The sequence below is a fragment of the Pseudomonas sp. TE3786 genome (genome assembly GCF_054057335.1).
On record NZ_JBSRZF010000022.1, the window covers coordinates 19167 to 44489 of the forward strand.

The 25323-nt window shown below is 61.6% G+C and carries 19 protein-coding genes; 3 read left to right on the top strand and 16 right to left on the bottom strand.

Annotated elements, in window-relative coordinates:
* Window positions 1-73 precede the first annotated feature (73 nt).
* The 7 genes from ACVW0Y_RS20325 to ACVW0Y_RS20355 form a co-directional block, all read right to left on the bottom strand.
* Window positions 74-1048 carry a peptide ABC transporter ATP-binding protein gene (locus ACVW0Y_RS20325; protein ID WP_457440911.1) on the bottom strand — a complete coding sequence of 325 codons (975 nt, stop codon included), beginning with the start codon at window positions 1046-1048 and terminating at the stop codon, window positions 74-76.
* Complete coding sequence (locus ACVW0Y_RS20330) at window positions 1045-2034, bottom strand: ABC transporter ATP-binding protein (RefSeq protein WP_457440912.1); 990 nt, start codon at window positions 2032-2034, stop codon at window positions 1045-1047. The genes ACVW0Y_RS20325 and ACVW0Y_RS20330 overlap by 4 nt, the downstream gene beginning before the upstream one ends.
* Window positions 2035-2044: 10 nt before the next feature.
* Window positions 2045-2962, bottom strand: coding sequence for an ABC transporter permease subunit (locus tag ACVW0Y_RS20335; RefSeq protein WP_457440913.1), 918 nt, complete (start codon window positions 2960-2962; stop codon window positions 2045-2047).
* 13 nt (window positions 2963-2975) lie between these two features.
* The gene (locus tag ACVW0Y_RS20340; protein ID WP_457440914.1) at window positions 2976-3986 is read right to left on the bottom strand and encodes an ABC transporter permease subunit; all 1011 of its coding nucleotides are present in this window, start codon (window positions 3984-3986) and stop codon (window positions 2976-2978) included.
* 404 nt (window positions 3987-4390) lie between these two features.
* Window positions 4391-6007 (bottom strand): ABC transporter substrate-binding protein, encoded by a 1617-nt coding sequence (locus ACVW0Y_RS20345; RefSeq protein ID WP_457440915.1) that lies wholly within the window; start codon window positions 6005-6007, stop codon window positions 4391-4393.
* Between the two features lie 66 nt (window positions 6008-6073).
* Complete coding sequence (locus ACVW0Y_RS20350; protein WP_457440916.1) at window positions 6074-7675, bottom strand: ABC transporter substrate-binding protein; 1602 nt, start codon at window positions 7673-7675, stop codon at window positions 6074-6076.
* Window positions 7676-8002: 327 nt separating this feature from the next.
* Window positions 8003-8716 (bottom strand): SIMPL domain-containing protein, encoded by a 714-nt coding sequence (locus ACVW0Y_RS20355; protein WP_457440917.1) that lies wholly within the window; start codon window positions 8714-8716, stop codon window positions 8003-8005.
* 264 nt (window positions 8717-8980) lie between these two features.
* On the opposite strand from ACVW0Y_RS20355, the gene ACVW0Y_RS20360 reads away from it, so the two are divergent.
* The 3 genes from ACVW0Y_RS20360 to ACVW0Y_RS20370 all read left to right on the top strand — a co-directional run bounded on the left by ACVW0Y_RS20360 (window position 8981) and on the right by ACVW0Y_RS20370 (window position 12682).
* Window positions 8981-10240 carry an ATP-binding protein gene (locus tag ACVW0Y_RS20360; RefSeq protein WP_457440918.1) on the top strand — a complete coding sequence of 420 codons (1260 nt, stop codon included), beginning with the start codon at window positions 8981-8983 and terminating at the stop codon, window positions 10238-10240.
* A gap of 14 nt (window positions 10241-10254) precedes the next feature.
* Window positions 10255-10815: a response regulator transcription factor gene (locus ACVW0Y_RS20365; RefSeq protein WP_457440919.1), complete on the top strand. Its 561-nt coding sequence runs from the start codon at window positions 10255-10257 to the stop codon at window positions 10813-10815.
* A 148-nt stretch (window positions 10816-10963) separates the two neighbouring features.
* Window positions 10964-12682: an ABC transporter ATP-binding protein/permease gene (locus ACVW0Y_RS20370; RefSeq protein WP_457440920.1), complete on the top strand. Its 1719-nt coding sequence runs from the start codon at window positions 10964-10966 to the stop codon at window positions 12680-12682.
* A gap of 289 nt (window positions 12683-12971) precedes the next feature.
* Here ACVW0Y_RS20370 and ACVW0Y_RS20375 read toward each other — a convergent pair whose 3' ends face one another.
* From ACVW0Y_RS20375 to algK, 9 genes are all read right to left on the bottom strand, one after another.
* On the bottom strand, window positions 12972-14417 hold the full coding sequence (locus tag ACVW0Y_RS20375) for a mannose-1-phosphate guanylyltransferase/mannose-6-phosphate isomerase (RefSeq protein ID WP_457440921.1): 1446 nt from the start codon (window positions 14415-14417) through the stop codon (window positions 12972-12974).
* Window positions 14418-14527: 110 nt separating this feature from the next.
* Window positions 14528-15190 carry an alginate O-acetyltransferase AlgF gene (locus tag ACVW0Y_RS20380; protein ID WP_457440922.1) on the bottom strand — a complete coding sequence of 221 codons (663 nt, stop codon included), beginning with the start codon at window positions 15188-15190 and terminating at the stop codon, window positions 14528-14530.
* A gap of 46 nt (window positions 15191-15236) precedes the next feature.
* Window positions 15237-16421, bottom strand: a complete 1185-nt coding sequence (locus tag ACVW0Y_RS20385) for an alginate O-acetyltransferase (RefSeq protein ID WP_457440923.1) — start codon at window positions 16419-16421, stop codon at window positions 15237-15239.
* Window positions 16422-16432: 11 nt separating this feature from the next.
* Complete coding sequence (locus ACVW0Y_RS20390; RefSeq protein WP_457440924.1) at window positions 16433-17986, bottom strand: MBOAT family O-acyltransferase; 1554 nt, start codon at window positions 17984-17986, stop codon at window positions 16433-16435.
* A 195-nt stretch (window positions 17987-18181) separates the two neighbouring features.
* Window positions 18182-19288 carry a mannuronate-specific alginate lyase gene (locus ACVW0Y_RS20395; protein ID WP_457440925.1) on the bottom strand — a complete coding sequence of 369 codons (1107 nt, stop codon included), beginning with the start codon at window positions 19286-19288 and terminating at the stop codon, window positions 18182-18184.
* On the bottom strand, window positions 19285-20751 hold the full coding sequence (locus ACVW0Y_RS20400; RefSeq protein WP_457440926.1) for an alginate O-acetyltransferase: 1467 nt from the start codon (window positions 20749-20751) through the stop codon (window positions 19285-19287). The genes ACVW0Y_RS20395 and ACVW0Y_RS20400 overlap by 4 nt, the downstream gene beginning before the upstream one ends.
* A 14-nt stretch (window positions 20752-20765) precedes the next feature.
* A complete protein-coding gene (gene algG / locus ACVW0Y_RS20405) occupies window positions 20766-22400 on the bottom strand; it encodes a mannuronan 5-epimerase AlgG (RefSeq protein ID WP_457440927.1) in 1635 nt (544 codons plus the stop codon).
* A gap of 26 nt (window positions 22401-22426) precedes the next feature.
* On the bottom strand, window positions 22427-23905 hold the full coding sequence (locus tag ACVW0Y_RS20410; RefSeq protein ID WP_457440928.1) for an alginate export family protein: 1479 nt from the start codon (window positions 23903-23905) through the stop codon (window positions 22427-22429).
* Window positions 23902-25323, bottom strand: coding sequence for an alginate biosynthesis TPR repeat lipoprotein AlgK (algK, locus tag ACVW0Y_RS20415; protein ID WP_457440929.1), 1422 nt, complete (start codon window positions 25321-25323; stop codon window positions 23902-23904). Before algK ends, ACVW0Y_RS20410 begins: the two co-directional genes overlap by 4 nt.

Sequence of the window (25323 nt, forward strand, 5' to 3'; positions counted from 1 at the left end):
TCGCGGCTGACCGGAGCGGCCGCTCCTACGGAATCGTATGGTCTCGTAGGAGTGGCTTTAGCCGCGATGCGTTCTACAACCCGTTTATCACCTCAGCATGGTGACAAGCCACCTGCCGCTCATCCAGTACCCGCAGTTGCGGTTCCTCGCTGGCGCAGCGCTCGGTGGCATGCGGGCAGCGCTTGTGGAAGGCGCAGCCACTCGGCGGGTTCAGCGGGTTAGGCAACTCACCCACAATCTTGATCTTCGGCTTGTCCGGGTCCGGGTGAATGGTCGGGGTCGCCGACAGCAGCGCCTGGGTATAAGGGTGCAGCGGCTTGGCGTAGATCTTCTCTTTCGGCCCCATCTCCGCCGGCCGGCCGAGGTACATCACCAATACGTCATCGGCCACATGCTGCACCACCGCCAGGTTGTGGGAGATAAACACATAGGCGGTGTTGAACTCGGCCTGCAAATCCATAAACAGGTTGAGCACCTGGGCCTGGATCGACACGTCCAGCGCCGAGGTCGGTTCGTCCGCCACCAGCACTTTCGGGTTGAGCATCATCGCCCGGGCCAGGGCGATACGCTGGCGCTGCCCGCCGGAAAACATATGCGGGTAGCGCTGGTAGTGCTCAGGCCGCAGGCCCACCTGCTGCATCATCGCCTGCACTTTTTCGCGGCGCTCGCTGCGCGACAGGTTGGTGTTGATCAGCAGCGGCTCGGCCAGTTGGTCACCGATCTTCTGCCGCGGATTGAGCGAGGCATAGGGGCTCTGGAACACCATCTGCACATCGCGACGCAGCTGTTTGCGTTCGGCCTTGCTGGCACCGGTCACTTCCTGGCCGCCAATCTGCAGCGAGCCGGAGGAGGGTTCTTCGATCAGGGTCAGAGCGCGCGCCAGGGTCGATTTGCCACAGCCGGATTCGCCCACCACCGCCAGGGTCTTGCCTGCTTGCAGTTCGAACGACACGCCGTTCAATGCGCGCACCGTGGCGTGCGCTTTGAACAGGCCGCGGGATACCTCGTAGTGACGGGTCAGGTCACGAGCAGTCAGTACTACGCTCATCGTGCTGGCTCCTGGTTGGCGTGGCTGGGCTGGTTCAGCGGGAAGAAACAGCGCACTTCACCGAGGGCACTGGGGTCGAGGCTCGGGCGCACATCGCGGCACTTCTGCTGCACATAGGGGCAGCGTGGCGAGAGCAGGCAACCCTGCGGCCGGTCGTAGCGACCGGGCACGATACCGGGCAGGGTGGCCAGGCGTTTGGCGCCCTGGCTGTGCTCGGGAATCGCTGCCAGCAGCGCTTCGGTGTAGGGATGCGCCGGGGCATCGAACAGCGCCGGCACCTGACCCACTTCCACCGCCTGGCCGGCGTACATCACGCACACCCGATTGGCGGTTTCGGCCACCACGGCGAGGTCGTGGGTGATCAGCACCAGGGCCATGTCCTGGTCCCGTTGCAGGTTCAGCAGCAGGTCCATGATCTGCGCCTGAATGGTCACATCCAGCGCGGTGGTCGGCTCGTCGGCGATCAGCAGTTTCGGTTCGCCGGCAATCGCCATGGCAATCGCCACCCGTTGGCTCATGCCGCCGGAGAGCTGGTGCGGGTAGGCGTTCAAGCGGCTGGCAGCGCCGGGAATTTCCACCCGTTCGAGCAGTTCCAGCGCACGTTGACGGGCGGCTTTGCCCGACAGGCCGAGGTGCTGGCGAATCACTTCTTCAATCTGGAAACCCACGGTGTAGCTGGGGTTCAGCGCGGTCATCGGGTCCTGGAAAACCATTGCCAGGTCCTTGCCGACGATCTTGCGGCGCTGGCGGCCCTTGAGCTTCAACATATCGTGGCCGTCAAAGCTCAGGGCGTCGGCCTTGATGATGCCGGGAGCGTCGATCAGGCCCATCAGGGCCATCATGGTCACCGACTTGCCGGAACCGGACTCGCCGACAATCGCCAGCACTTCGCCCTTGTTCACGTTCAGGTCGAGGCCGTCGACCACCGGTACTGCGTTGGCGTCGCCGAAGCGCACGCTCAGGTTCTTGATATTCAGCAGGCTCATGACGGGCTCCTCAGACGGCATTCTTGAGTTTCGGGTCGAGCGCATCGCGCAACCCATCGCCCATCAGGTTGATTGCCAGCACGCTGAGCAGAATGGTCAGGCCGGGCAGGCTCACCACCCACCAGGCACGCTCGATATAGTCGCGCGCCGAAGCCAGCATGGTGCCCCACTCAGGCGTCGGCGGTTGCACGCCCAGGCCAAGGAAACCCAGGGCCGCCGCGTCGAGAATGGCCGAGGAAAAACTCAAGGTCGCCTGCACGATCAGCGGTGCCATGCAGTTGGGCAACACGGTGATAAACATCAGGCGGAACAGCCCGGCACCCGCCAGGCGGGCCGCTGTTACGTAGTCGCGGTTGAGCTCGCCCATCACCGCTGCGCGGGTCAGGCGCACATAGGAGGGCAAGGACACCACGGCAATCGCGATCACGGTGTTGATCAGCCCAGGGCCGAGGATGGCGACAATCGCCACCGCCAGCAGCAAGGAGGGCAGGGCCAGCATCACGTCCATCACGCGCATGATGGTCGGGCCGAGAATCCGCGGGAAAAAGCCACCGACCAGGCCGAGGAAAACCCCCGGAATCAGCGACATCAACACCGATGCCAAACCGATCATCAGCGACAGGCGCGCGCCGTGAATCAGCCGCGACAGCAGATCACGACCAAGCTCATCGGTGCCCAGCAGAAACTGGCTATTGCCTTCGGCCAGCCAGGACGGCGGGGTGAGCAGGAAATCGCGGAACTGCTCGCTGGGGTCATGGGGCGCAACCCAGGGCGCGAACAGCGCGCAAAACACGATCAGGGCCATAAACAGCAGGCCGGCTACCGCGCCCTTGTTGCGGGCGAAGTGCTGCCAGAATTCTTTCAGCGGTGATGGATACAGGGTGCTCGGGTCGGCCACTGGTGCCGGACTGGAAGTTGAAGTTGTCATAGTCAGGCCTCCCTTAACGTTGATGGCGAATGCGTGGGTTGGCCAGGCCGTAGAGGATATCCACGACGAAGTTGACCAGAATCACCAGGCAGGCAATCAGCAGAATGCCGTTCTGCACCACCGGGTAGTCACGCGCGCCAATCGACTCGATCAGCCATTTGCCGATGCCCGGCCAGGAGAAAATGGTTTCGGTCAGCACGGCACCGGCCAGCAAGGCACCGACCTGCAGGCCGAACACGGTGAGCACCGGAATCAGCGCATTGCGCAGGCCATGCACAAAAATCACCCGGCTCGGCGACAGGCCTTTGGCCCGCGCGGTGCGCACATAGTCTTCACGCAGCACTTCGAGCATCGCCGAACGGGTCATGCGCGCAATCACCGCCAGGGGAATGGTGCCCAGCACAATGGCCGGCAGAATCAGGTGGCGCAGGGCGTCGACAAAAGCACCCTCTTCGTCGCTGAGCAGGGTGTCGATCAGCATGAAACCGGTTTTCGGCTCGATGTCGTAGAGCAGGTCGATGCGCCCGGATACCGGGGTCCAGCCCAGGCCCACGGAGAAGAACATGATCAGCAGCAGGCCCCACCAGAAAATCGGCATGGAGTAGCCGGCCAGCGAAATGCCCATTACCCCATGGTCGAACAGCGAGCCGCGCTTGAGCGCAGCGACCACCCCGGCCAGCAGCCCCAGGGTGCCGGCGAACAGCAGGGCAGCCAGGGACAGTTCCAGAGTGGCGGGGAACAGGGTGAGGAATTCGTGCCACACGCTTTCGCGGGTGCGCAGCGATTCGCCGAGGTTGCCCTGGGCCAGGTCGCCAATGTAGTTCAGGTACTGCTCATAGAGCGGCTTGTTCAGGCCCAGGCGCTCCAGCGCTTCGGCGTGCATGACAGGGTCGACGCGGCGTTCACCCATCATCACTTCCACCGGGTCACCGGGGATCAGGCGAATCAGGGAGAAGGTCAGCAAGGTGATGCCGAAAAACGTGGGGATCAGTAACCCCAAGCGTCGGGCAATAAAAGTGAGCATCGCGGGGTGGAACTCCTCATCAGCCGGTTAGGCATACCCGGCAGCGCATAGAGTCAGCGGTGCCGGACGTTTCTTATCGCTTCGCGTCGGTGTTCGCGAAGCTGTTATGGGTCGACGGGTTAATGGTGGTGCCCGTGACGGTGCTGCTTGAAACATGGAGCGCGGCCAGCGGTGCAGGTTCAGTCTCTGTGCGTGCCACGCGGCCTGGTTAACCGCCCCAGGCAGAAAAGGGCGCGTATTTTTCGCGCAATTGCCCGCCCCTGCAACAGAGCATAGGCGTCTCCTGACGGCCGGCCGCAACGGCAACTGCGTTTTCCTGTAGGAGCGGCTTCAGCCGCGATGGCGGGCACCGACTATGGAAAGAACCCACCCCGGGCAGGGGATAATCGCGGCTGAAGCCGCTCCTACGGGCGGGGAGCACGGCGCACCTTGGCAAAGTTGTTCGAGCCCATGGGGCTCAGTTCAAAGCCCTGCACGTCGCGGCGAATCACGCTGAATTGCTTGGGGTGGGCCAGGGGAATCCACGGTGCCTGCTGATGGAAAATCGCCAGGGCCTGGCGATACAGCCCGGCGCGCTGCGCCTGGTCGCTGATGCCGCGGGCCTGGGTGATCAGTGCGTCGAATTCGGCATTGCACCAGCCGGCCTGGTTTTCTCCGGACTGGGCGGCGGCGCAGGACAGGTTGGGGGTGAGGAAATTGTCCGGGTCGCCGTTGTCGCCGGCCCAGCCCATAAAGATCAGATCATGCTCACCGTTCTTGGCGCGCTTGAGCAGCTCGCCCCATTCATACACGCGGATTGTCGCCTTGATCCCCAGCTTGCCGAGGTCGTCCTGCAACAGTTGGGCACCAATGCCGGGATTGGGGTTGGTCGGGCCGCCGCCGGGGCGGGTCCAGATGGTCAGGTTGAAGCCTTGGTCCTGGCCGGCTTCTTTCAACAATTGTCTGGCGCGCGCCAGATCATGGGGCCAGTCGGCAATAGTTGGGTCGCTGCCCCACAGGGTCGGCGGGTAGGGTGCCACCGCCGGGCTGGCCCCGCCTTCGCCAAATTGCGCACGCACATACACGGCCTTGTCGAAGGCCATATTGATCGCCTGGCGCACGCGCACATCGTTCAGCGGTGGATGGCGGGTGTTGATGCCCAGGTAGGCGATCAGCAGCGAATCCAGCTCCAGTACCTGCAGCTCCGGCTCGTTGCGCAGTGCTGGAATATCCGTGGGCCTCGGGTACACCGCTACCTGACAGTCATCGGCCTTTAGCCGTTGCAGGCGCACATTGGGGTCGGGGGTGATGGCGAAAATCAGCCGCGCGATCTTCGGCGCGCCGTCCCAATACTCCGGGTTGCCGGTAAAGCGGATCTGCGCGTCCTTGCTGTAGCGCTCGAATACAAAGGGCCCGGTGCCGATGGGCTGTTGATTGAGCTGCTCGGGGGTGCCGCTGGCCAGCAATTGGCGGGCGTATTCGGCGCTGTAGATAGAGGCAAAACCCATGGCCAGATCAGCCAGAAACGGTGCTTCCGGGTGCGTCAGGGTAAACACCACGGTATGCGGATCGGGTGCCTCGATACGTGCGATCAACCCGGCCATGCCCATGGATTCGGCATAGGGGAAACCGCGAGTGGCCAGTGCGTGCCAGGGGTGCTTGGGGTCGAGCTGGCGCTGGAAACTCCAGAGCACATCCTCGGCATTGAATTCTCGGCTCGGGGTAAAGCCCTTGCTGTGGTGAAACTTCACCCCGGAGCGCAGGTGAAAGGTATAGGTCAGGCCGTCTTCGGCAATCTCCCAGCGTTCAGCCAGCCCCGGAATCAGCTCGGTGCTGCCCGGGGCGAAACGCACCAGACGGTCGAACAGCGTTTCCGACGAGGCATCGGCGGTGGTCGCGGCGGTGTATTGAACGATATCGAAGCCTTCGGGGCTGGCTTCGGTGCAGACCACCAGGGATTGTTCAGGGCTGGCGGCATTAGAGAAAAAGGGGGTGAAGCTGAGGGCGAGCAAGAGGGAACAACGCAATGCCCGAATCGTCATGGATGCCCTCCGCTGTCAAAACAAAAAAGAAAACCGCCTGGCGTGAACCAGGCGGCTGTCGGTGGCTTACTTGTCTACGCTGACGCCGTAGAACGAGTTGAGCGCAAACGGGCTGATCTTGAAGTCCTTAACCGACGTGCGCATCGGCTGATAAACCGTCGAGTGCGCGATCGGGGTGATCGGCACCTGGGCCTTGAGGATCTGCTGCGCCTGCTTGTACAGCTCGGTGCGCTTGGCCTGGTCGGTGGTGCGCTTGGCAGCCTGAATCAGCTTGTCGTAGTCCTTGTCGCACCACTTGGAGAAGTTGTTGCCATCCACGGCGTCGCAGCCGTAGAGGGTGCCCAGCCAGTTATCCGGGTCACCGTTATCACCGCTCCAGCCGATCAGCATGATGTCGTGCTCGCCGCCTTTGGCGCGCTTCATGTACTCGCCCCATTCGTAGCTGACGATCTTGGCCTTGATACCAATCTTGGCCCAGTCGGCTTGCAGCATTTCGGCCATCAGCTTGGCGTTGGGGTTGTACGGACGCTGGACCGGCATGGCCCACAGGGTGAACTCGGTGCCTTCGGCTACGCCGGCTTCCTTGAGCAGGGCCTTGGCTTTTTCCGGATCGAAGGGCGCGTCTTTGATGCTGTCGTCATAAGACCACTGGGTCGGTGGCATGCCGTTCACTGCCAGCTGGCCAGCGCTCTGGTACACGGCGTCGATAATGGCTTTCTTGTTCACCGCCATATCGAGTGCCTGACGCACTTTCAGCTGCTCGAAGGGTTTGTGGGTGACGTTGTAGGCGATATAGCCATCGTTGAAACCAGCCTGCTCAGGCAGCAGCAGATTGGGGTCTTTTTTCAGCGAGTCCAGATCGGCCGGACGCGGGTTGAGGGTGATCTGGCATTCGTTGGCCTTGAGCTTCTGCATGCGCACCGAGGCGTCGGTGACGATGGAGAAGATCAGGTTGTCGATCTTCACGTCTTCCGGCTTCCAGTAATCCTTGTTGCCGGTGTAACGGATCTGCGCATCTTTCTGGTAACGCTTGAACACAAACGGCCCAGTGCCTACAGGCTTCTGGTTGATGTCGGAGGCTTTGCCTTCCTTCAGCAGCTTGTCGGCGTACTCAGCCGAGTGAATATCGGCAAAGCTCATGGCCAGGTTCTGGATAAAGGCCGCATCGACTGCCGCCAGGGTGAACTTGACGGTCTTGTCGTCGAGTTTTTCCACCTTGGTGATATTGGTGTCCATGCCCATATCGGTGAAATACGGGAATTCGGTGGGGTAGGCCTTACGGAACGGGTGGTCCTTGTTGAGCATGCGTTCGAAGGTGAACAGCACGTCGTCGGCGTTGAACTCACGGGTCGGCTTGAAGTACTCGGTGGTGTGGAACTTCACCCCTTCGCGCAGGTGGAAGGTGTAGCTGAGGCCGTCCGGGGCGACATCCCAGCTGGTGGCCAGGCCCGGTACTACGGCGGTACCGCCACGCTCGAACTGGCTCAGGCGGTTGAAGATGGTTTCTGCGGCGGCATCGAACTCGGTGCCGGTGGTGTACTGCGCGGCATCGAAACCGGCAGGGCTGCCTTCGGAACAGAACACCAGGGTGCTGGCGGCGTGAGCGAAGGGGGCGCTGGCGAGCAATCCGCTTGCGAGTACCAGAGGAAGGGCAACTTTCTTATGCATGGTGGCCTCAAGTTGTTGTCGTTGTTTGCAGTCGGCCTTTTAAGCCGAGACCGCAGAAACTATGCAGGGCGTATGCCCACTACAAGCTGCATAGGTCAAAGAGTGTAGAAGCTGTGACGGGATCGTCCGAGGATGTCGCGTTTTTGTAACTCTCGGCGGGCTGACCGGGTGGTCGGGGAAACGGCAGGGTGCGGGGCGGTGGGCGAGTGCTTCCGAAAGGAGCACCGAGTGGGGCTAAAAGCATCGCGGCTAAAGCCGCTCCTACGAAAACGCACAATCCGTAGGAGCGGCCTCAACCGCGATTGGGTCTTTCAGGTAACGCCGGACTTACGGCATCTGCACTTCAATCACACCATCCGCGGCGACTGTCACTTCGCTGGTACCCGCTTCGATTTCCTGCGGCGCTGCCGACTTGCTCATCGACATCGACGCCATGGCTTCCATGCGCATCGGCCGGATCGGCTGGAAGCCGGCGCTGCTGAGGTTCAGGCTGACCAGCTTGTAACTCTTGCCACCCACGGCCGCGGTGGCGATATCGGCGCGGGCCTTGAAGGCGGCGACGGCGTCCTTGAGCAGCTCGTCCTCGGCCTTTTTGCGTGTTGGAGTGGCGATGGCGAAGTCCATGCTGCCCATCTTCAGGTCTTTCAACAGCTCGGCGGTGAGTTTGGACAGCGTGGCGAAATCGGCGCTTTCCAGACGGATCTCGCCGCGCTCGCGCCAGCCGGTGATCTGCTGGCCATTGTTGTCGTAGATCGGGTAGCTGTTGCGGCTGCCGAGCTTCACGGTTACCTCTTTGCTCTGGCGGGCGCGCTCGACGGCGATGTTCAGGGTTTGCGTGGTGTCGGCGGCGAGCTTGGCCGGATCGTTGTTCTGCGCTTCGGTGTACAGGGTGACATTCATCAGGTCGTGCGCCACGTCCTGGCTGACTTCGGCGCGCAGCGCCACCTGATTGTAACGAGCCTCTTCGGCATGGCTGGGCAGGGCGGCCAGAGCGGCGGCACTGAAGGCAATGGCAGCGGTAAGACGGCTGAGGGACGACATGCAAACTCCTTGTTGGCGCGGGGCAGGATTACGCGCATGAGACTGTAGCGGTGGGGGCGGGTTCCGTCACGGCTTGGAGCGCGGCGAAGAGCATCGCGGCTAAAGCCCCCCCACAAGGAAATACGATCCATGTGGGGGCTTCAGCCGCGAGCTTTTGATTTCAGCGCTGAGCGCAATCACTGCGGCCCGTTGCCGCACTTGGCACTGTTTGTCGCACCGCTGGTTATACTCGCCCGTCATTTGAAGCTCTCATCAGGAGCGCTCATGCTCGCCCCCGTGTTACTGCTGTCTGCCAGCCGCCAGAACCTCTGGCGCCTGAGCTTGATCCGCGTACTGGTGCTCGCCGCTCAGGCCAGTTCGGTGGGCGTGGCCTATCTGCTGGATCTGCTGCCGCTGCCGTGGCTGCCGCTGTGCCTGACCCTGATCTGCTCCGCCGTCCTCTGTGCGTTCACCGCATTGCGCCTGCGTGGGCCGTGGCCGGTCACCGAGCTGGAGTACGCCGCACAACTGGCCTGCGACCTGCTGATCCACAGCGTGCTGCTGTATTACTCCGGCGGCTCCACCAACCCCTTCGTGTCCTACTACCTGGTGCCGCTGACCATCGCCGCCGCCACCTTGCCCTGGCTGTATTCCATGGTGCTCAGTGGCCTGGCGTTGACCGGCTACACCGCTTTGCTGATCTGGTACCACCCGCTGCACCTGCACGGCGTGCAGCACGAAGCCATGTTGATCAGCCTGCACCTGTTCGGCATGTGGCTGAACTTCGCCCTGTCGGCGGCCTTTATCACCTTCTTCGTGGTCAAGATGGCCGGTGCCGTGCGCCGCCAGGTGCAACTGCAGGCCGAGCGCCGCGAGGAAAGCATGCGCGACCAGCAACTGCTTGCCGTCGCCACCCAGGCCGCTGGTGCCGCCCATGAGTTGGGTACGCCGCTGGCGACCATGAGCGTGCTGATCAAGGAACTGCGCCGCGAACACCCCGATCCCCTGCTGCAGGAAGATCTCGCCGTCCTGCAGGAACAAGTGCGCCTGTGCAAAGAAACCCTGCAGCAGCTGGTGCGCGCCGCCGAAGCCGATCGCCGCCTGACCGTGGAAGATCAGTCGGTAGCCAGCTGGCTGGAAACCACCCTGAACCGCTGGCACCTGATGCGCCCGGAAGCGACCTACCGCTACCAGATTCTCGGCATCGGCTCGGTACCGCGGATGGCACCGCCACCGGACCTCACCCAGGCGCTGCTGAACCTGCTGAACAACGCCGCCGATGCCTGCGCCGACAAGCTCGACATTCGCGTGGACTGGAACGTGCTGGAAATGTGCATCAGCATTCGCGACCACGGTGCCGGTGTGCCGCTGGCCATCGCCGAACAGCTGGGCAAACCCTTTATCACCACCAAGGGCAAAGGCTTCGGCCTCGGCCTGTTCCTTAGCCAGGCCAGCGTTACGCGGGCTGGCGGTTCGGTGAAACTCTACAATCATGAAGAGGGCGGCACGCTTACCGAGCTGCGCCTGCCTCGTCAGCCAAGCTGAACCGGGAGATCCCAATGAGCGAAGAAACCCCCATCGAAGGCGAAGAGCAACCGCATCTGTTGCTGGTCGATGACGACCAGACCTTCACCCGCGTGATGGCCCGCGCCATGAGCCGCCGCGGTCTGCGGGTGTCGATTGCCGGTTCGGCCGAAGAGGGGCTGGCCCTGGCCGAACAGGACCTGCCCGACTACGCCGTGCTCGACCTGAAAATGGAAGGCGACTCCGGCCTGGTGCTGCTGCCCAAGCTGCTGGCCCTGGACGCGGAAATGCGCGTGGTGATCCTTACCGGCTACTCGAGCATCGCCACTGCTGTGGAAGCGATCAAACGCGGCGCCGCCAACTACCTGTGCAAACCAGCCGATGCCGATGATGTGCTGACCGCACTGGTTTCCGAGCATGCCGATCTGTCGACCCTGGTGCCGGAAAACCCGATGTCGGTCGACCGTCTGCAGTGGGAGCATATCCAGCGCGTACTGGGCGAGCACGACGGCAATATCTCCGCCACGGCCCGAGCCCTGGGCATGCACCGGCGGACTTTGCAGCGCAAGTTGCAGAAGCGTCCGGTACGGCGCTGAACTCACCTTTTGTTGGACTATCCAAGAGGACGCGAAGCTGTCTTAATCGGTGAATCGGCGGATACACCGCAGTCGATATACGCCGATTGTCGCCTCCCACAAGAGCGCCCTCAGAGGCGCTTTTTTATAACCGCCCAGAGTGCCTTTCATGAGCAAGAACGCCGAATATTCAGCGGTCAATGATGCGCTGCCCAGTCACTTTTTTTCCCGCGTCTGGCAGCTGGCCAGTGCGTACTGGCGCAGCGAAGAGAAGGGCATGGCCTGGTTGCTGCTGATTGTGGTGATTGCCATGTCGCTGGTGGGGGTGGCGATTTCGGTGTGGTTCAACAGCTGGTACCGCGACTTCTACAACGCTCTGCAGAACAAGGACCTGGCGGCGTTTACCACGTTGATCGGTTACTTCTGCGGCATCGCGGCCGTTTACATATTGGTTGCCGTGTACAAGATGTACCTGACCCAGATGCTGACTATCCGTTGGCGTCGCTGGCTGACCGAACAGCATTTCTCCGCGTGGCTGGCCCATAAAAACTACTACCGCCTGGAACAGGCCGGCTACACCGACAACCCTGACCAACGTCTGGCCGAAGACCTCAACAGCTTCACCGACAGCACCCTGAGCCTGGGCTTGGGGCTGATTCGTAACGTGGTCAGCTTGGTGTCGTTCTCCGTCATTCTCTGGGGCGTGTCCGGCAGCATGGATATCTTTGGCGTCGAAGTGTCCGGCTACATGTTCTGGGCCGCGTTGCTCTACGCGCTGGTGGGCAGCTGGCTGGTGCATCTGGTTGCGCGTCGCCTGATCGGGCTGAACAACCGGCAGCAACGTTTCGAGGCCGACATGCGCTTTGGCTTGGTGCGGGTGCGTGAGAACGCCGAAAGCATTGCGCTGTACAACGGCGAAGCAAACGAGCACCAGCGCTTGATGTCGCGATTCACCAATGTGTGGAGCAATTTCTGGGAAATCATGAAGGTGCAAAAACGCCTGATTTTTTTCAGCTCGGCTTATGGTCAGGCGGCGATTATTTTCCCCATGATCGTTGCCGCCCCGCGTTATTTCGCCGGCAAGATTCAGTTGGGCGATCTGATGCAAATCAACTCCGCCTTCGGCAATGTGCAGGAGAGCATGAGCTGGTTTATCGACGCCTACGCCAGCCTGGCCACCTGGCGCGCCACCTGCGACCGGATTCTGAGCTTCCGCCAGGCCCTGGCCGAAGGTGACCACCTGGACGCCAACCCCGCCATCCAGCGCACTCGCAATGCCGGCCAGGTGAGTTTGAACCACGTGCAGTTGAGCCTGGCCGATGGCCGTGTGTTGTTGAACCCATCCGATCTGACTATCGCACCAGGTGAGCATGTGTTGCTTAGCGGCGCTTCAGGCAGTGGCAAGAGCACCTTGCTGCGTGCCTTGAGTGGCCTGTGGCCGTTTGGCAGCGGGGCGTTGAACCTGCCGGAAAGCAGTCTGTTCTTGCCGCAGAAACCGTACTTGCCGATTGGTAGCTTGCGTGCGGCGTTGAGTTATCCCCAGGCTGATGATGTGTACTCGTCCGAGCGCTTGCAGGAGGTATTGCAGGCCTGCAATCTGGCGCATCTGGCTGGGCGCTTGGATGAGGAAGATCACTGGGAGCGGGTGTTGTCGCCGGGTGAGCAGCAGCGGGTGGCGATTGCCCGCGCGTTGTTGGTGGAGCCGCGCTGGTTGTTCCTGGATGAGGCGACTTCGGCGATGGATGAAGTGAACGAGGCAGCGGTTTATCGGTTGCTGACCGAGAAACTGCCGGGCAGCAGTTTGGTGAGTATTGGCCACCGGACGAGCTTGCAGCAGTTTCATTCGCGGCAATTGCGGTTGGAGGAGAAGGGCCTCGTTGAGGCCTGATAGTTCTGTCGTTTGTTTCGGGGGCGGTGATGGTCTTCATTACCGCGTGTGCTGGGCGTTTTGTTTCGCGCCTTACGCGCGAAACAAAACGCCCAGCGCACGCGAAAAAAAAGAACGCCACAACCACGAAGCAGCCCGCACAAAAAGCATCGCGGCTGATCGGAATGCCGCCCAGCCGCCCCTACAGAACCACCGTTTGCAGGAATCGAGGCTGAAGCCTCCCACAAACAACTCGGTTCCTGGGGGAGAGGGGGGCGGCCATCCGATTCAGCCGCGATACGTATAACCGTTACCGCACCACAGTCTTCACCTGCACCCCATGCTCTTCATTACGCCCATAAATATCCTCATACCGCTCAATATCGTCCTCACCCAAATAACTCCCCGACTGCACCTCGATAATCTCCAACGGAATCTTCCCGGGATTGGCCAAGCGGTGTACCGAAGCAATCGGGATATAGGTCGACTGGTTTTCCGTCAGCAAAAACACATTCTCATCACAGGTCACCTCAGCCGTGCCCGACACCACAATCCAGTGCTCAGCCCGGTGGTGGTGCATCTGCAGCGACAGCTGCGCCCCTGGCTTCACCGAGATGTGTTTGACCTGAAAACGCCCGCCCATATCGACGGAGTCATACGAGCCCCACGGCCGGTATACCTCGCAGTGGTTCTGGGTTTCGCTACGGCCAGCCTCGTTCAGCGTGTTGACCAGTTGCTTGACCTCCTGCACCCGGTCTTTGTGGGCGATCATCATGGCGTCTTTGGTTTCCACCACCACGATGTTCTCCAGGCCAATCACCGACACCAGCTTGCCGTTGCCGTGCACCAGGCAGTTGTGGCTGTCGCGTACCACCACGTCGCCTTTGGTGACGTTGCCGTCTTGATCTTTTTCATGCACGTCCCATAGCGAGCTCCAGCAGCCGACGTCGCTCCAGCCGGCGGACAGCGGTACCACGCAGGCGCGGGTGGTTTTTTCCATGACGGCATAGTCGATGGAGTTGTCCGGGCAGCATTCGAACGTGGCGGCGTCGATGTCGATGTTTTCGCCGTCGATGGCGCTGCGCTCCAGGGCCAGCAGGCAGGTGTCGTAGATATCCGGGTCGTGGCGTTTCAGTTCATCCAGAAAGCGGCTGGCGCGGAACAGGAACATGCCGCTGTTCCAGAAGTAGTTGCCGGATTTGACGAATTCGGCGGCGCGTTGCGCGTCCGGTTTTTCCACGAATTGCTCGACGCGGCTGACCCCTTCGGGCAACTCGCCATCCTGGCTGGATTTGATATAGCCGTAGCCGGTTTCCGGCTTGCTGGCCGGCACGCCAAACAGCACCAGGTCACCGCCTTCGGCGGCAATGGTGGCAATGGCGAGGGCACGCTGGAAGGCTTTCTGATCGTCGATCACATGGTCGGCGGGCATCACCAGCAGCAGTTCGTCACGGCCTTCGTTAAGCAGCTTCATGGCGGCAATCGCCACGGCGGGGGCGGTGTTGCGGCCGAAGGGTTCCATCAGTACGGCCTGGCTGGCCAGGTTCAGGGCGCTGAGTTGCTCCTGCACGATAAAGCGGTGGTCTTTGTTGCAGACGATCACTGGTGGCTGCATGCCTTCGAACACCAGGCGCTGCAGGGTTTGCTGGAACATGGTGTGCTCACCGGTGAGGGCGAGGAACTGCTTGGGAAACTGTTTGCGCGACAAAGGCCACAAGCGTGAGCCGCTACCGCCGGACAAGATGATTGGAATCATGGGGGTTTCTCCTGGCAAAGATCGGTTGGGTAGATCGAGGGCATCGCGGCTCAAGCCGCTCCTACGGGTTACGCGATCCGTAGGAGTGGCCGGTCAGCCGCGAAAGGCATTTACTCGGTAGCGGCCGGGCGTTTCACCCACACCGGCGAAAGCTTGCTGCCGCTGCCGGTGACATACAGGGCCACGGCTTCACCACGGGCCAGGTTCACCGGTTTGAGGTCGCTGATTTTTTGCGTGCCGTTGAACAGCGCCAGCTTGACGTTCACCGGGTTGATTTCCCGGTCGCCTCGTCCGGCAGGTGCCACGTCGGCCACCACCGGGGTTTTGCCGTCGGCGGTTTTCAGGGTGACCTTGGTGTCACTCAGGTTTTGCACGCGCACCAGGGCTTTCTGTTTGTTTTTGAATGGGGGTTCTTCCACCAGTTTCGGCTGGCCGCCGGGCAGGGCGACGATGGTGTAGTACTTATCGGCGGCCAGTTTTACCGGCAGGGTTTGTGAGCCCACCTGGGCGCTGTAGTCGCCGCCTGGCAGAAAGCCGAAGTCGCTGCTGGCCAGGGGGCCGACTTCACTGAGTTTGGCGCTGCCGACATTGGCACTGACTTCCTGGCTACCGGCGTTGTACACCCGCACGAAGGCCGAGCCTTTCGGCGCGGTCGGCCCGTAGAGGGCGGCTTCGTCGGCGTGCACCTGGGCAGCGAGCAGGCCAACTACCACGAACGCGCAGGCTTTACCGAGGCGGTTGTTAACGATTGCATGGGTGATGGATGGCTTCATTGTGTTGTTCTCCATGATTGGGTGGGTGCTTCGAGCAGCACCGGGTCTAGCGGTTTGCCTGAATTGGCAACGGTGAGTGGCTGGCCGCTGAAGTGGCCAGGTTGCGGGTGGCCGCACCGGCGGCCTTTAGTTGAGCGATCCAGTTCGGGTCGAAATCGCTCAGGTTGGTTTTCATTGGCAGATAGCGTTCGGGGAATTCCCAGATCACCAACTGCGGTGCCGAGTCTTTGAAGGCACCGCTTTGCAGGTACTTGAGCATCGGCTCGATGGGGCCATGGCCGTTTTCGGCGTAGCTGACCACGTCGCTTTGCAACGCCTGTTGCAGGGCACCGACAAAGTTCCAGTGCGGGTTGGCGCTATAGCTGGTGCCTACCAGCGCCACCGGCACTTGGCTGTCGGCAAACAACGCGTCGTCACCGCCCTCGCTGCTGCCTTCTTCGGCGGCGCGGGTGGTGCGTTGTTGCAGTTGGTCGGGCTTGGGCAGCAGGTTGCTGAACAGCGGGTCCAGCGGCAGGAAGGTGGTCAGGTCGCCCTTGTAGGGTTCGGCCTGCTTGGCTTCGGTGACGAACTGCTGCGGCGGCGCATCCAGCGGAGCTTTCTGCGCCACGCTGGCACCCAGGTTCTGCGCGACCACTTCAGCGCCCATGGGCGTCCAGTGGGTGTCGGTGCGCAGAAACACCTGGCCTTGCAGCTTGGCGTGTTGCAGCGGGGTGAGCAGGTCGGGGGCAAGAATGCCGGCCTGTTCGGCGCTGGCGTGGAAGCGCTGATACAGGTCTTCATGCAGCTTGGCCGGCTCTTGGTCGCCGATATGTTCCGGGTACAGCCGCGCTTTGGCCGGGACGATAGCGAGCACCAGCTTCACGCCGTTTTTATCCAACTGCTCGCGCACGCCCTGGATCAATGCCAGGTTTTCATCCTGGTACTGGCTGCCGTTCGCGATGGGGTTGAACTCTTCATCGCTGAACAGCCACTGATCGCGGCCCAGCACCACGCCGGGACGGCCTTCGTTAAACAGCTTGAAGTCCAATGCGGCCCAGAGGTTGGTGCCCAGGCGTTTCAGCGGGAACTCCTTGTCGTACTGGGTTTCCGTGGCCTTGGCCCATTTGCCGTTGAGCACGGTGTCTTGCGGCGTGGTGTTAAAGCCCATAAAGCCGCGCAACGACCACAGGCCCAAGCCCAGCAGCAGGCCGAGGAACACGGCGATATAGAGAATGCGTAAGGATCGGGTCATGGTCGGCTCGCTCAGAACTGGAAGTAGAGGAAGGGCGAGTAGCTCTGCGCCGAGAGCTTGAGAATCGAGGCGACAAACAGCAGCAGCACCAGGGCGCGCATGGCGTAACGCGGCCGGTCGGTGGTCCAGTAGGCCGCTTGCACGTTGGCGTCGCTGCCGACGGTGTAGCCAGGCACATGAATGGTCGGCTGCTCACCGGGCACGGCTTTGACGGTGCCGGGTTGCGCGGTGGCCGGGCCGTCCGCTTCAGTGCTGACTTGCGGCTTGGTTGGCGGGTTGGTGTAGAAGTCGCGCAGACCAAAGAAGGCCAGGGTGGCATAGGCCACCACCAGGGTCGCCACTTGCAGACCGGTGAGGCTGGCGCGGTTGAGTTCCGACAGCTGCCAGTCGCCGAAGCTGAACATGGCACCGTACATGCGCCCGGCGACGTGCAGGTTCTCGGCGCGGAAAATCACCCAGCCCATGATCACCAGCAAGAAGGTCAAGGCCCAGCGCAGCACATTGAAACTGCGCGGCGCGGTGTTGATGCCGATGGCCTTTTCAATCGCCAGCCACACGCCATGCCAGGCACCCCAGACGATGTAGGTGATGTTGGCTCCGTGCCACAAACCGCCGAGCAGCATGGTCAGGAACAGGTTGCGATAGGTGGCGAATTTGCCACCGCGGTTGCCACCCAGGGTGATGTACAGGTAGTCGCGCAGCCAGGTGGACAGGCTGATATGCCAGCGCCGCCAGAACTCGGTGATGGACTGGCTGATATAGGGCTGCTTGAAGTTCTCCATAAAGCGAAAGCCCATCATCAGACCCAGGCCGATGGCCATATCGCTGTAGCCGGAAAAGTCGAAATACAGCTGCGCGGTGTACGCCAGAGCGCCAAGCCAGGCGTCGCCAGTGGTGGGGTTTTGCAGGGCGAAACAATGGTCGGCGAGCACCGCCAGGGTGTCGGCGATAAACACCTTCTTGATAAAACCCTGCATAAAACGCGTGGCACCTTCGCTGAATTTATCCAGGGTGTGGGTGCGGTTGTTGAACTGGTCGGCGAGGTCGCGAAAGCGCAGCACCGGGCCGGCAATCAGGTGCGGGAAGATCGCCACAAAGGCGGCGAAGTCGATCAGGTTGCGGGTGGCCGGGGTGTCGCCGCGGTACACGTCGATGATGTAGCTGATCGACTCGAAGATGTAGAACGAGATGCCGATTGGCAGCAGCACATGGGTGAGGATAAAGGGCTCAAGGCCGAACGAGGTGATGATGGCGTTGAGGCTGTCGACGCCAAAGTTGGCGTATTTGAAGTAGCCCAGAATGCACAGGTCCACCCCCACACCGAGCAGCAGCCAACGCTGTGCCGGTTTGCTGCGCACCCCGGCGGCACCCACCTTGAGGCCGATCCAGTAGTTCCACAGGGTGACCCCGGCGAACAGGGCGAGGAAGTCCACTCGCCACCAGGCGTAGAACACGTAGCTGGCAATCAGCAGCAGCAAGTTGCGATAGCGTCGCCCGCTCAAGTAGTACAAGCCGAGAAAGATCGGCAGGAACAAGAACAGGAACACGTTGGACGAGAAAACCATCCGCCTCTCTCCATCTTCACCTTCGGTTCAGAGGACGTGGCTAGCGCCACATCCCCCCCAACCCCCCCAGGGTTTCCGGAGGGATAACGTTCTTTCCAGCCACTTGGGCCCTTGTAGGAGCGACTTCAGTCGCGATGCTGTTGATCGTTAACAAGCAATCGCGGCTGTAGCCGCTCCTACGGGGCCAGCGTTTGCTCAGGAGCTCTTTTTCTCCGCCTTGGGGTCATACACCCGGGTCAAATCGCCACCGAGGCGGAAGGTCTTGAACGGCTGCATCGACTGTTTCCATTTCAGCGTATCGGCACCGCACTGGTAGAGGGTGCAGTAGGGTTCCAGCCAGGCGTATTTGCTGTCGATCTTGAGGTCGTCCATGTCCTGCTTCTGGCCGGCCTTGTCGGCGAACTCATCGGGGTCGTTGACCCCTTCCATCACCCGCTTGGCCAAACGGCTCAAGGCATCGCGATTTTCCGTGCGCAGGTCGACGTTGTTGGCCTGGGCAAAACTGGCAATCATCGCCAGCGGCGGCAGGGCGTAGTTGTGGTAGGACAGGGCGCGCTGTTTGCGTTTGAGTTCGTTGGGCAGGTAGCCGTCGGCATCGACCTGGTTGGCTCCGACACGGAACTGCTCCACGGACCAGTCGAACAGGTCCTGGCGGTTGGTGGCCACGGCGGTGGCCATGACCGACCAGGCCGCCCAGTAGGAGTGGTTGTTCACTTGCTTGAGTGGCAGGTAGCTCCAGTCCTTCACCACCTGCTCGCCAAGCTTGGCGAACCAACCTTCGATCAGCTGGGATTGCTGGCCATAGTTGGCCAGCGGTTTGGACTCGGAGAACTTCAGCCGCAGGTAGGCCGAGGCCACGCTGCCCAGGGCCCATTTGCGCATCGACTTGCCGGTGTGGTTGAAGTCGGTGGACAGCAGCGCATCGGCCTGGGCCCAGCTGGTCAGCCAGCTCAGCGTGCAGTCGAGCTGCTCCTGGCGGCCATCGCGCATATAGCCCATCACTTGCTTGCTCACGCCTCGCTCAAGCTCGGTGATGCTCGCGGTGGAGTCGCGAAAGGCTTTTTCCGACTCCTTGTTGAGCGTGGCGCGGGCTTTGTCCGAGCCTTCATATTTGCTGCGGAACACCAGCTTGTCGGTGTACGGCTTGGGCGGCGCGCCGCACTGCTCTTGCGGCGGTTTGCTTTTGTGGCTTTCGATGGGCGCGTAGTAGCCCTGGGGTGGAACCAGCGCCGCGCTGGCGCTGCCGGCAAAAATCAGGGTGCTGAGCGCAACCCCGCGTAGCAACGGATGGGAGGTGTTCATGAGTCTGTGCCTCCTGCGGCTTTCGCCGTAAGGGTGCCGCCACCGAGGTTTGGCCGTTTGCACAGCGTGGCTTTGACGCTGAGGTTGTCCGGCATCTGCTCGGGGCTGTGAATTTCCATGGCGAGCATGTTCAGGTCTGCCCAGCCAGGGTCGTTGCGCAGTTGGAAGACATAACGGCCGCCGGTATCGGCAGCGGCGCTCTGTTCCAGTTTCAAGTTTTCCCGGCGGCCATTCAGGTACCAGATGGTGGCCTTCAGGGTTTTTACCGAGGGGTCGCTGAAGGTCAGGTCAACCTGGTACTGGTTGCCCTGCAGGTTGAGCAATTGGTTCTTGCCGTTGACCAGAATCTCGGTAGCGCCGTTGTGCAGCTTTACATCGTTTTTAAGTACTGCTTGTTGTCCTTCGCAGCCGTTGTCCACCAGCGGCATGGCTTGGCGGTAGAAGCTTTTCTGCGCCATGTCGTAGTGGGTGGCGAATTCCCAGACGATGATTTTCGGTGGGTGTTCGTGGAACTCCTGGCTGCTCAGGTATTGCAGCAGGGAGCTGTCGAAACCACCGCCGGAGATGGCGTTATTCAGAATTTCCGCGCCGCTGTATTGCTCCAGAAAACCGGCGAAGTTATAGGCCGGACCGCTGTTACTGGTGCCCACCAGCGCCACCTGTGGCTGGCTTTCATCGCCAAACAGATCGCCTTCACCGCCAGCGGCATCGCCACTGCCGGCCACCGTGGTTTCAAAACGGTCGACGTACTGGGTGGCGTAGCTATTGCCACACAGCTGGGCGGCGGCCTTGTGGAAGGTGCCGAGTTTGCTTAGCAGGCCGACGCGCTTGCTCTCGTATTGCTGCTTGGGAATGTCGGCAAAGCCTGGGACTTCTTTCAGCGTTTCGGCAGTGATCTTCGCGGCACGCTCGGCACCGTATGGGGTCCAGTGGTGGTCGCCCTTGAAGTAGAAGGCGTGCTCTTCCTTTTCATCGAACAGCGGGCTGTAGTCGGGCACGTACAGGCCGGTGGCGCGCAGTTTTTCGATGGTCGCCAGGTAGTTCTTTTTCGCCAGGTCGTAGTTGAACGCGGCCTTTTCGGCGGGGGTGAGTTTTTCCCGGTTCACCAGGCCTCGGGTGGGTTGGTAGACCACCACCAGCTCGATGCCTTTTTGGTGCAGGGCATCGCGCAGCCCCTTGAGTTTGGCGTAGCCCTCGGGGCTGGTGCCGAAGTCGGTGCGCAGGTCGTAGGTGGTGCGGAACAGCCAGTCGTCCTGGGCCTGTACCAGGTGGGTAAAGAAGCCCAGGTATTTAGTGTTGTACAGGCCGTTATTGGCGGCGGCGGGGCACAGTGGCGGGTTGCCGCTCACTTTGTACTGCGGCACGCCTTCGTCAGCAGCCTGGCTCAGACTGCTGGCTGCCAGCAGTGCCATAGCCAGGGCAGAAGGGGCGAGCCAATGGCGGGTTGTGGTGGTTGCTGTCATGGAATGCATGCTCCTCAGTCCTGAAGTTCGGCCTGGCTTTCAACGGGGTCGATCAGCACTGCCTTATCCTGGCGGACCATCAGGTCCAGAATTTCGTTTTGCTTGTCGCCGAGAATTCCCGAAAAGCTGATACCCGAGGATTTGGTCGGCGCCAGCATGGCCACCCGGTACAGCTCCACCGACAACGGCGAGTCGATGGACAAAGGCCCGGAGCCATTGCTGATCAGCTGGCCGCCGACCACGATCATCGACACCTTGGTATCGAAGGGGTCGAGGTCGATATCGCGGTCGGTGTCGCTCAAGTCTTTGATATGGCCGTACACGCCCACCAGGCGGTTATCCACCGCCAGGTTTTCGTACAGGCGAATGTTGGTGCTGTTGCGCAGGCGAATGCCGTGGCGCTGGTTGCTCAGCACCTTGTTGCCCCACAGCAGGTTGTTGGAGCTTTCGTACAGGGTGATGCCGTCGGATTGGTTGCGGTAAACCTCGTTGTAGGCCACCAGGTTGTTGACGCTGTTGCGGTCGATAACGATGCCGGAAAGGGCGTTCTCGTAGACCTTGTTATGGATGATCCAGCTGTCATCCACTTCGCGGGAAATGATGATCCCGTGCTTTTTGTGGGTGCCGTATACGGTGTTGCCGGAAATGATCAGGCGACGGGAACGGTCGTGGGGGTCGATGCCGTAGATGATGTTGTCGCGGTAGGTGTTGTCTTTCACCACGAAGTCTTGGGTTTCGTAGCAGTAGAAGCCGTACCACAGGTCCGAGAACTCGGAGCCGATGATCCAGCCGGTGGGCATGCCACGGCCCATCTGCTTGCTCATGTTCGGTGTGTACTGGGAAATGCTCAGGCCGTAGGACTTACTGGTGTTGTAGCCAAAGCTTGCGATCTTGCTGTTGACGATATAGGTCTCGGTGCCGCCCCAGGACAGCAGAAACGGACGGAATTCTTCCGGTTTTTTAAACGTGGCCGGGGCCTTTTTCGCTTCATTCCAACCGGTCAGCCGGGTGTCGGTGATAAACAGCTTGCCGTCGTTGACGATAAACGCGCCGCGGTCTTGCGACAGGTGCAGTTCTTTTACGTCTTTGTCGATCTGCAGGCTGGCGTTGTGCGCCACCACCAGTGGCAGGCGCAGGGTGTAGGTGCCATCGGCATCACTGCTGAGGTACTGCTTGGGCACCTTCTTGGTCAGCTCGCTGAAGCTCATATAGCCGCCCTCGACGAAGATTGCCTGGGGCATACCGCGCTGGCGGGTCACCCACTCGGCCATGCGGTTGTTGCCGCCGATAAATTCTTTCAGGGCGTCTTGCTGCACCATGCGCCGGACCGTGACGCTGCCCTTTTTGCTGCGCTCGATCTTGGCGTTGACCGCCTTCGCGGTGTAGCCGCTGAGGTCGGGCAACTTCGGTGCGTCCAGCTCCAGGGCCTTGGTGGGCGCGGTGGTCACGGTGTAGCTCTTGGCTTGGCGCAGCTCTTTGGTGGCCTGCGGTTTGCCGTCTTCACCTGCTTGTGGAAGGGGCGCGTCACTGGCGCGCGCCACATCCTGTTGGCTGGGGGTGGCCGGTGCTTCGACGGCCAGGGCCGAGCCACTGAGCAGCAGCGCACCAGCCAATAGCAGCGCAAGCAACGGCGGGGTCTGGTCAGGCATGTCAGGAGTTCTCCATGGCCGCGTCATCAGAAGCGCCAGATCACATCGACGAAGGCGCGGTGCATATACGAGTCGGCATCCGGGCCGTAGGCATCGCCGGGCTTGAATACGCCGCCGCGAAAGCGCACCAGGGCCGATGGTTCGTCGATGGCCTGGCTGAGGGAGGCGGGTAGCAGACCCTGTTTGAAGTACTTGGTGAGCACCAGATCCACTTCCTGGCCAACGTCTTTTTCGCCGTCCTGCATGGCGGCGTTGATGCCGCTGGTGCCGATGGGCTGCTGGTCATCGACGCGCCAGAACTTGTGGTACACCAGGCTGGCGTCGTAGTCCTCGCGTAGCTGCCAGGAGCCGAACAGCGTGGCCGCCTGCAGGTTGCTTAGCTCGCCACGAAACGCCTCACCAAAGCGATGCACCCGCGAGCGCGTGCCGGTGTAGGTGGAGCGGTTGCTTTGCAGGCCGGTCTGCTCGTAGTTGTCGCCGCCATCGTCACCCCCGCCGCCGCTACCGCGGGCGTAGGCACCGCCGATCTGCCAGTTTTCATCGAATTTCCAGCGCAGGCCCAGGTCGGTGGCCCAGGCGCTGACATCGCCGCTCTGCTTGCCGGTGGCAAACTCTTCGCCGCCCACGCTCTGGGTGGTCAGGCGATCCCGGTCACCGGTCAGGCTGGTGACGCTGGCCCAGTAGTTCAGGCGGTTTTCGTTGCGTGGGTTGTAGGCATCGCTATTGGCTTGCAGGCCGACCCAGGTGAGATCGCCGGTGCTGGTTTTATCCAGTTCATCGACGCTTTCGCCAGGGCTATTGAGGTTGCCGTCGTCACGGGCGTGCTGCACGTTCAGGCCCACCCAGTGACCGGGTGTCCATTGCGCCGCGACGTCGCCGTAAATATGCAGACGGTCTTTGTCTTTGGGCGAGAGTTCGTCGATATCGGTGCGGTATTCGCTAAAGCGTTCGGCGACACCCAGATTGGCTTTCAGCAGGGTGGTATCGAAGGTCCAGTTCAGCGCTTCGATATTGGTGTCGCGCCACATGCCGTCGTCGTTGCGCAGGCGCTGGCGACCCAGGCGCAGTTCTTCGCCGGGGTAGGGGGTGAGGCCCGAATAACCCACCCAGAATTCGCGCAGGGCCAGGTAACTTTTGTCCGGCTGACGGCGGTCGTCGCCGCTGCCGCTATCGGTGTTTTCGCCGTCTTCGGGTTGTTGCAGGGTGTCGGTTTCGATGATGTCGGTGGCGCTCACCGCCTGGCCCATGGCATAGCCGCTCCAGTTGCCGCGCTTGCCATACACCCAGGGGCGCAGGTCGATACCGATACCGTTTACATCGCCGCCGCTGCGGGTGCCGAGGTCGCGGTCATCTTCGGATTGGGCGGTGATCTTCACGTCCAGGCCGTAGCTGCTGCTGTCGGTCATCTGCACGGCCCAGGCGGAATGGGCGGTGATCAAGGTCGCGCTGAGGCAAAAACCGGCGCGCGTCCATGTGTTTGCGGTTTTACGTTTTGTGCGATTCATAGTGGCTCCTGCCCGTCCTGACTTTGCATGGCTTGCATCTGGGTCGCTGTTTGTAGCGTTGCGCCACGCAAGGCCTGTTCCTCGCGCAGCAAGCGTTCCGCTTGGGGGCGCGAGTCAGGGGGTAATTGCTGTTCGATCTGCGCCGCCAGTTCCGGCGCTTGCGCTGTGCCTTTTTGCACGGCGATCTGGCTGAACACATAGGCGTTCACCGGATCGGGGGCGATGCCGCGGCCTTGGGAGAACATCTGCGCCAGGGCGAAATCGGCGCTGTTCTGCCCGGCGCGGGCGGCGGCCAGTAGGCGGTCTAGTGCCTGCTGCGGCTGGACTTGGCCGAGGTAGCCACGGCGATACATCTGGCCCAGGTAGTAGTTGGCGCTGGTCTCGCTTTGCGCCGCCTTGAGCAGGTGCGCTTCGGCTTTCTCCGGGTCGGCGGGCAGCAGCTTGCCTTCGTAATAGAGCTTGCCGAGCAACAGTTCGGCGCGCGGTTGCGCCGCCTCGCGGCCCTTTTTCAGGTACTCGAGCAGCTTGTCGATGTCGCCCTGCTCGGGGTAGTCATAGAGCAACTGCGCCAGGCTCACCCAGGCAGCGGGGTAGGTGGGGGCGATCTGTTCGAGCATCTGTTGCGCGGTGGCGGGGTCGGTTTTGCCGCCGCTCTCTCCACCTTGAGGGCCTGCAACCAGCTCCGGATCGGCCAAAACCTGCGCCACACCTTCCATCCGCGCCGCCGGCACTACGCCACGGCCATAGGCTCCGCGCAGTTGGTCCACCAGGGCTTTCTGCTTATCCGCTTCGCCACGCTTCTGGTACACGGTGGCCAGTTCCACATAGCAAACGTCGGCCGTGTTAAGCGCGGCTTTGCAGATCTTTTCCACGTCCGCCAGGTGCGCGTCGTAGCTGCCCTGGGTGCGATAGAGCAGCACCTGAGCCAGCTCCGCTTGCGGATGACCTTGCTCACGCCACTGGCTGATTTTTTCCTGGGCATTCACCTCGGGGAAGCTTTGCGGGTATTGCAGGTAGAGCATGGCCAGGGGCAGCACCGCGCCTTCTTCACCGTTGGCGAAAGCTTGCTTCAGGCGCTGCTCCGCTTCCTTGTGTTCAGCCTCGGTGGCATTCGGTTTGGTTGCCAGCAGGCGGCCCAGCCGTGAGGCGGCGCGTGGCGAGTTATCGGCGGCCTGACGGTAGGTGTTTTCGGCAGCGGCCAACTGCGCCGGGTCACCGCTTTCCAGCTGGATATCGGCCAGGCCTACGGAGGCATCGGCGTAACCCATATCCGCCAGGGCTTGGTAGTTGGCCTGGGCGGTGGCGGTGTCGCCGTTTTTCAATGCCTCGTTAGCCAGGCGCTGGTCCGGCAGCCCGGCGCAGCCGGCCATACTCAGGGCCATGGCCAACAGCAGAAGCTTGGGTTGAGTACTCGGCAT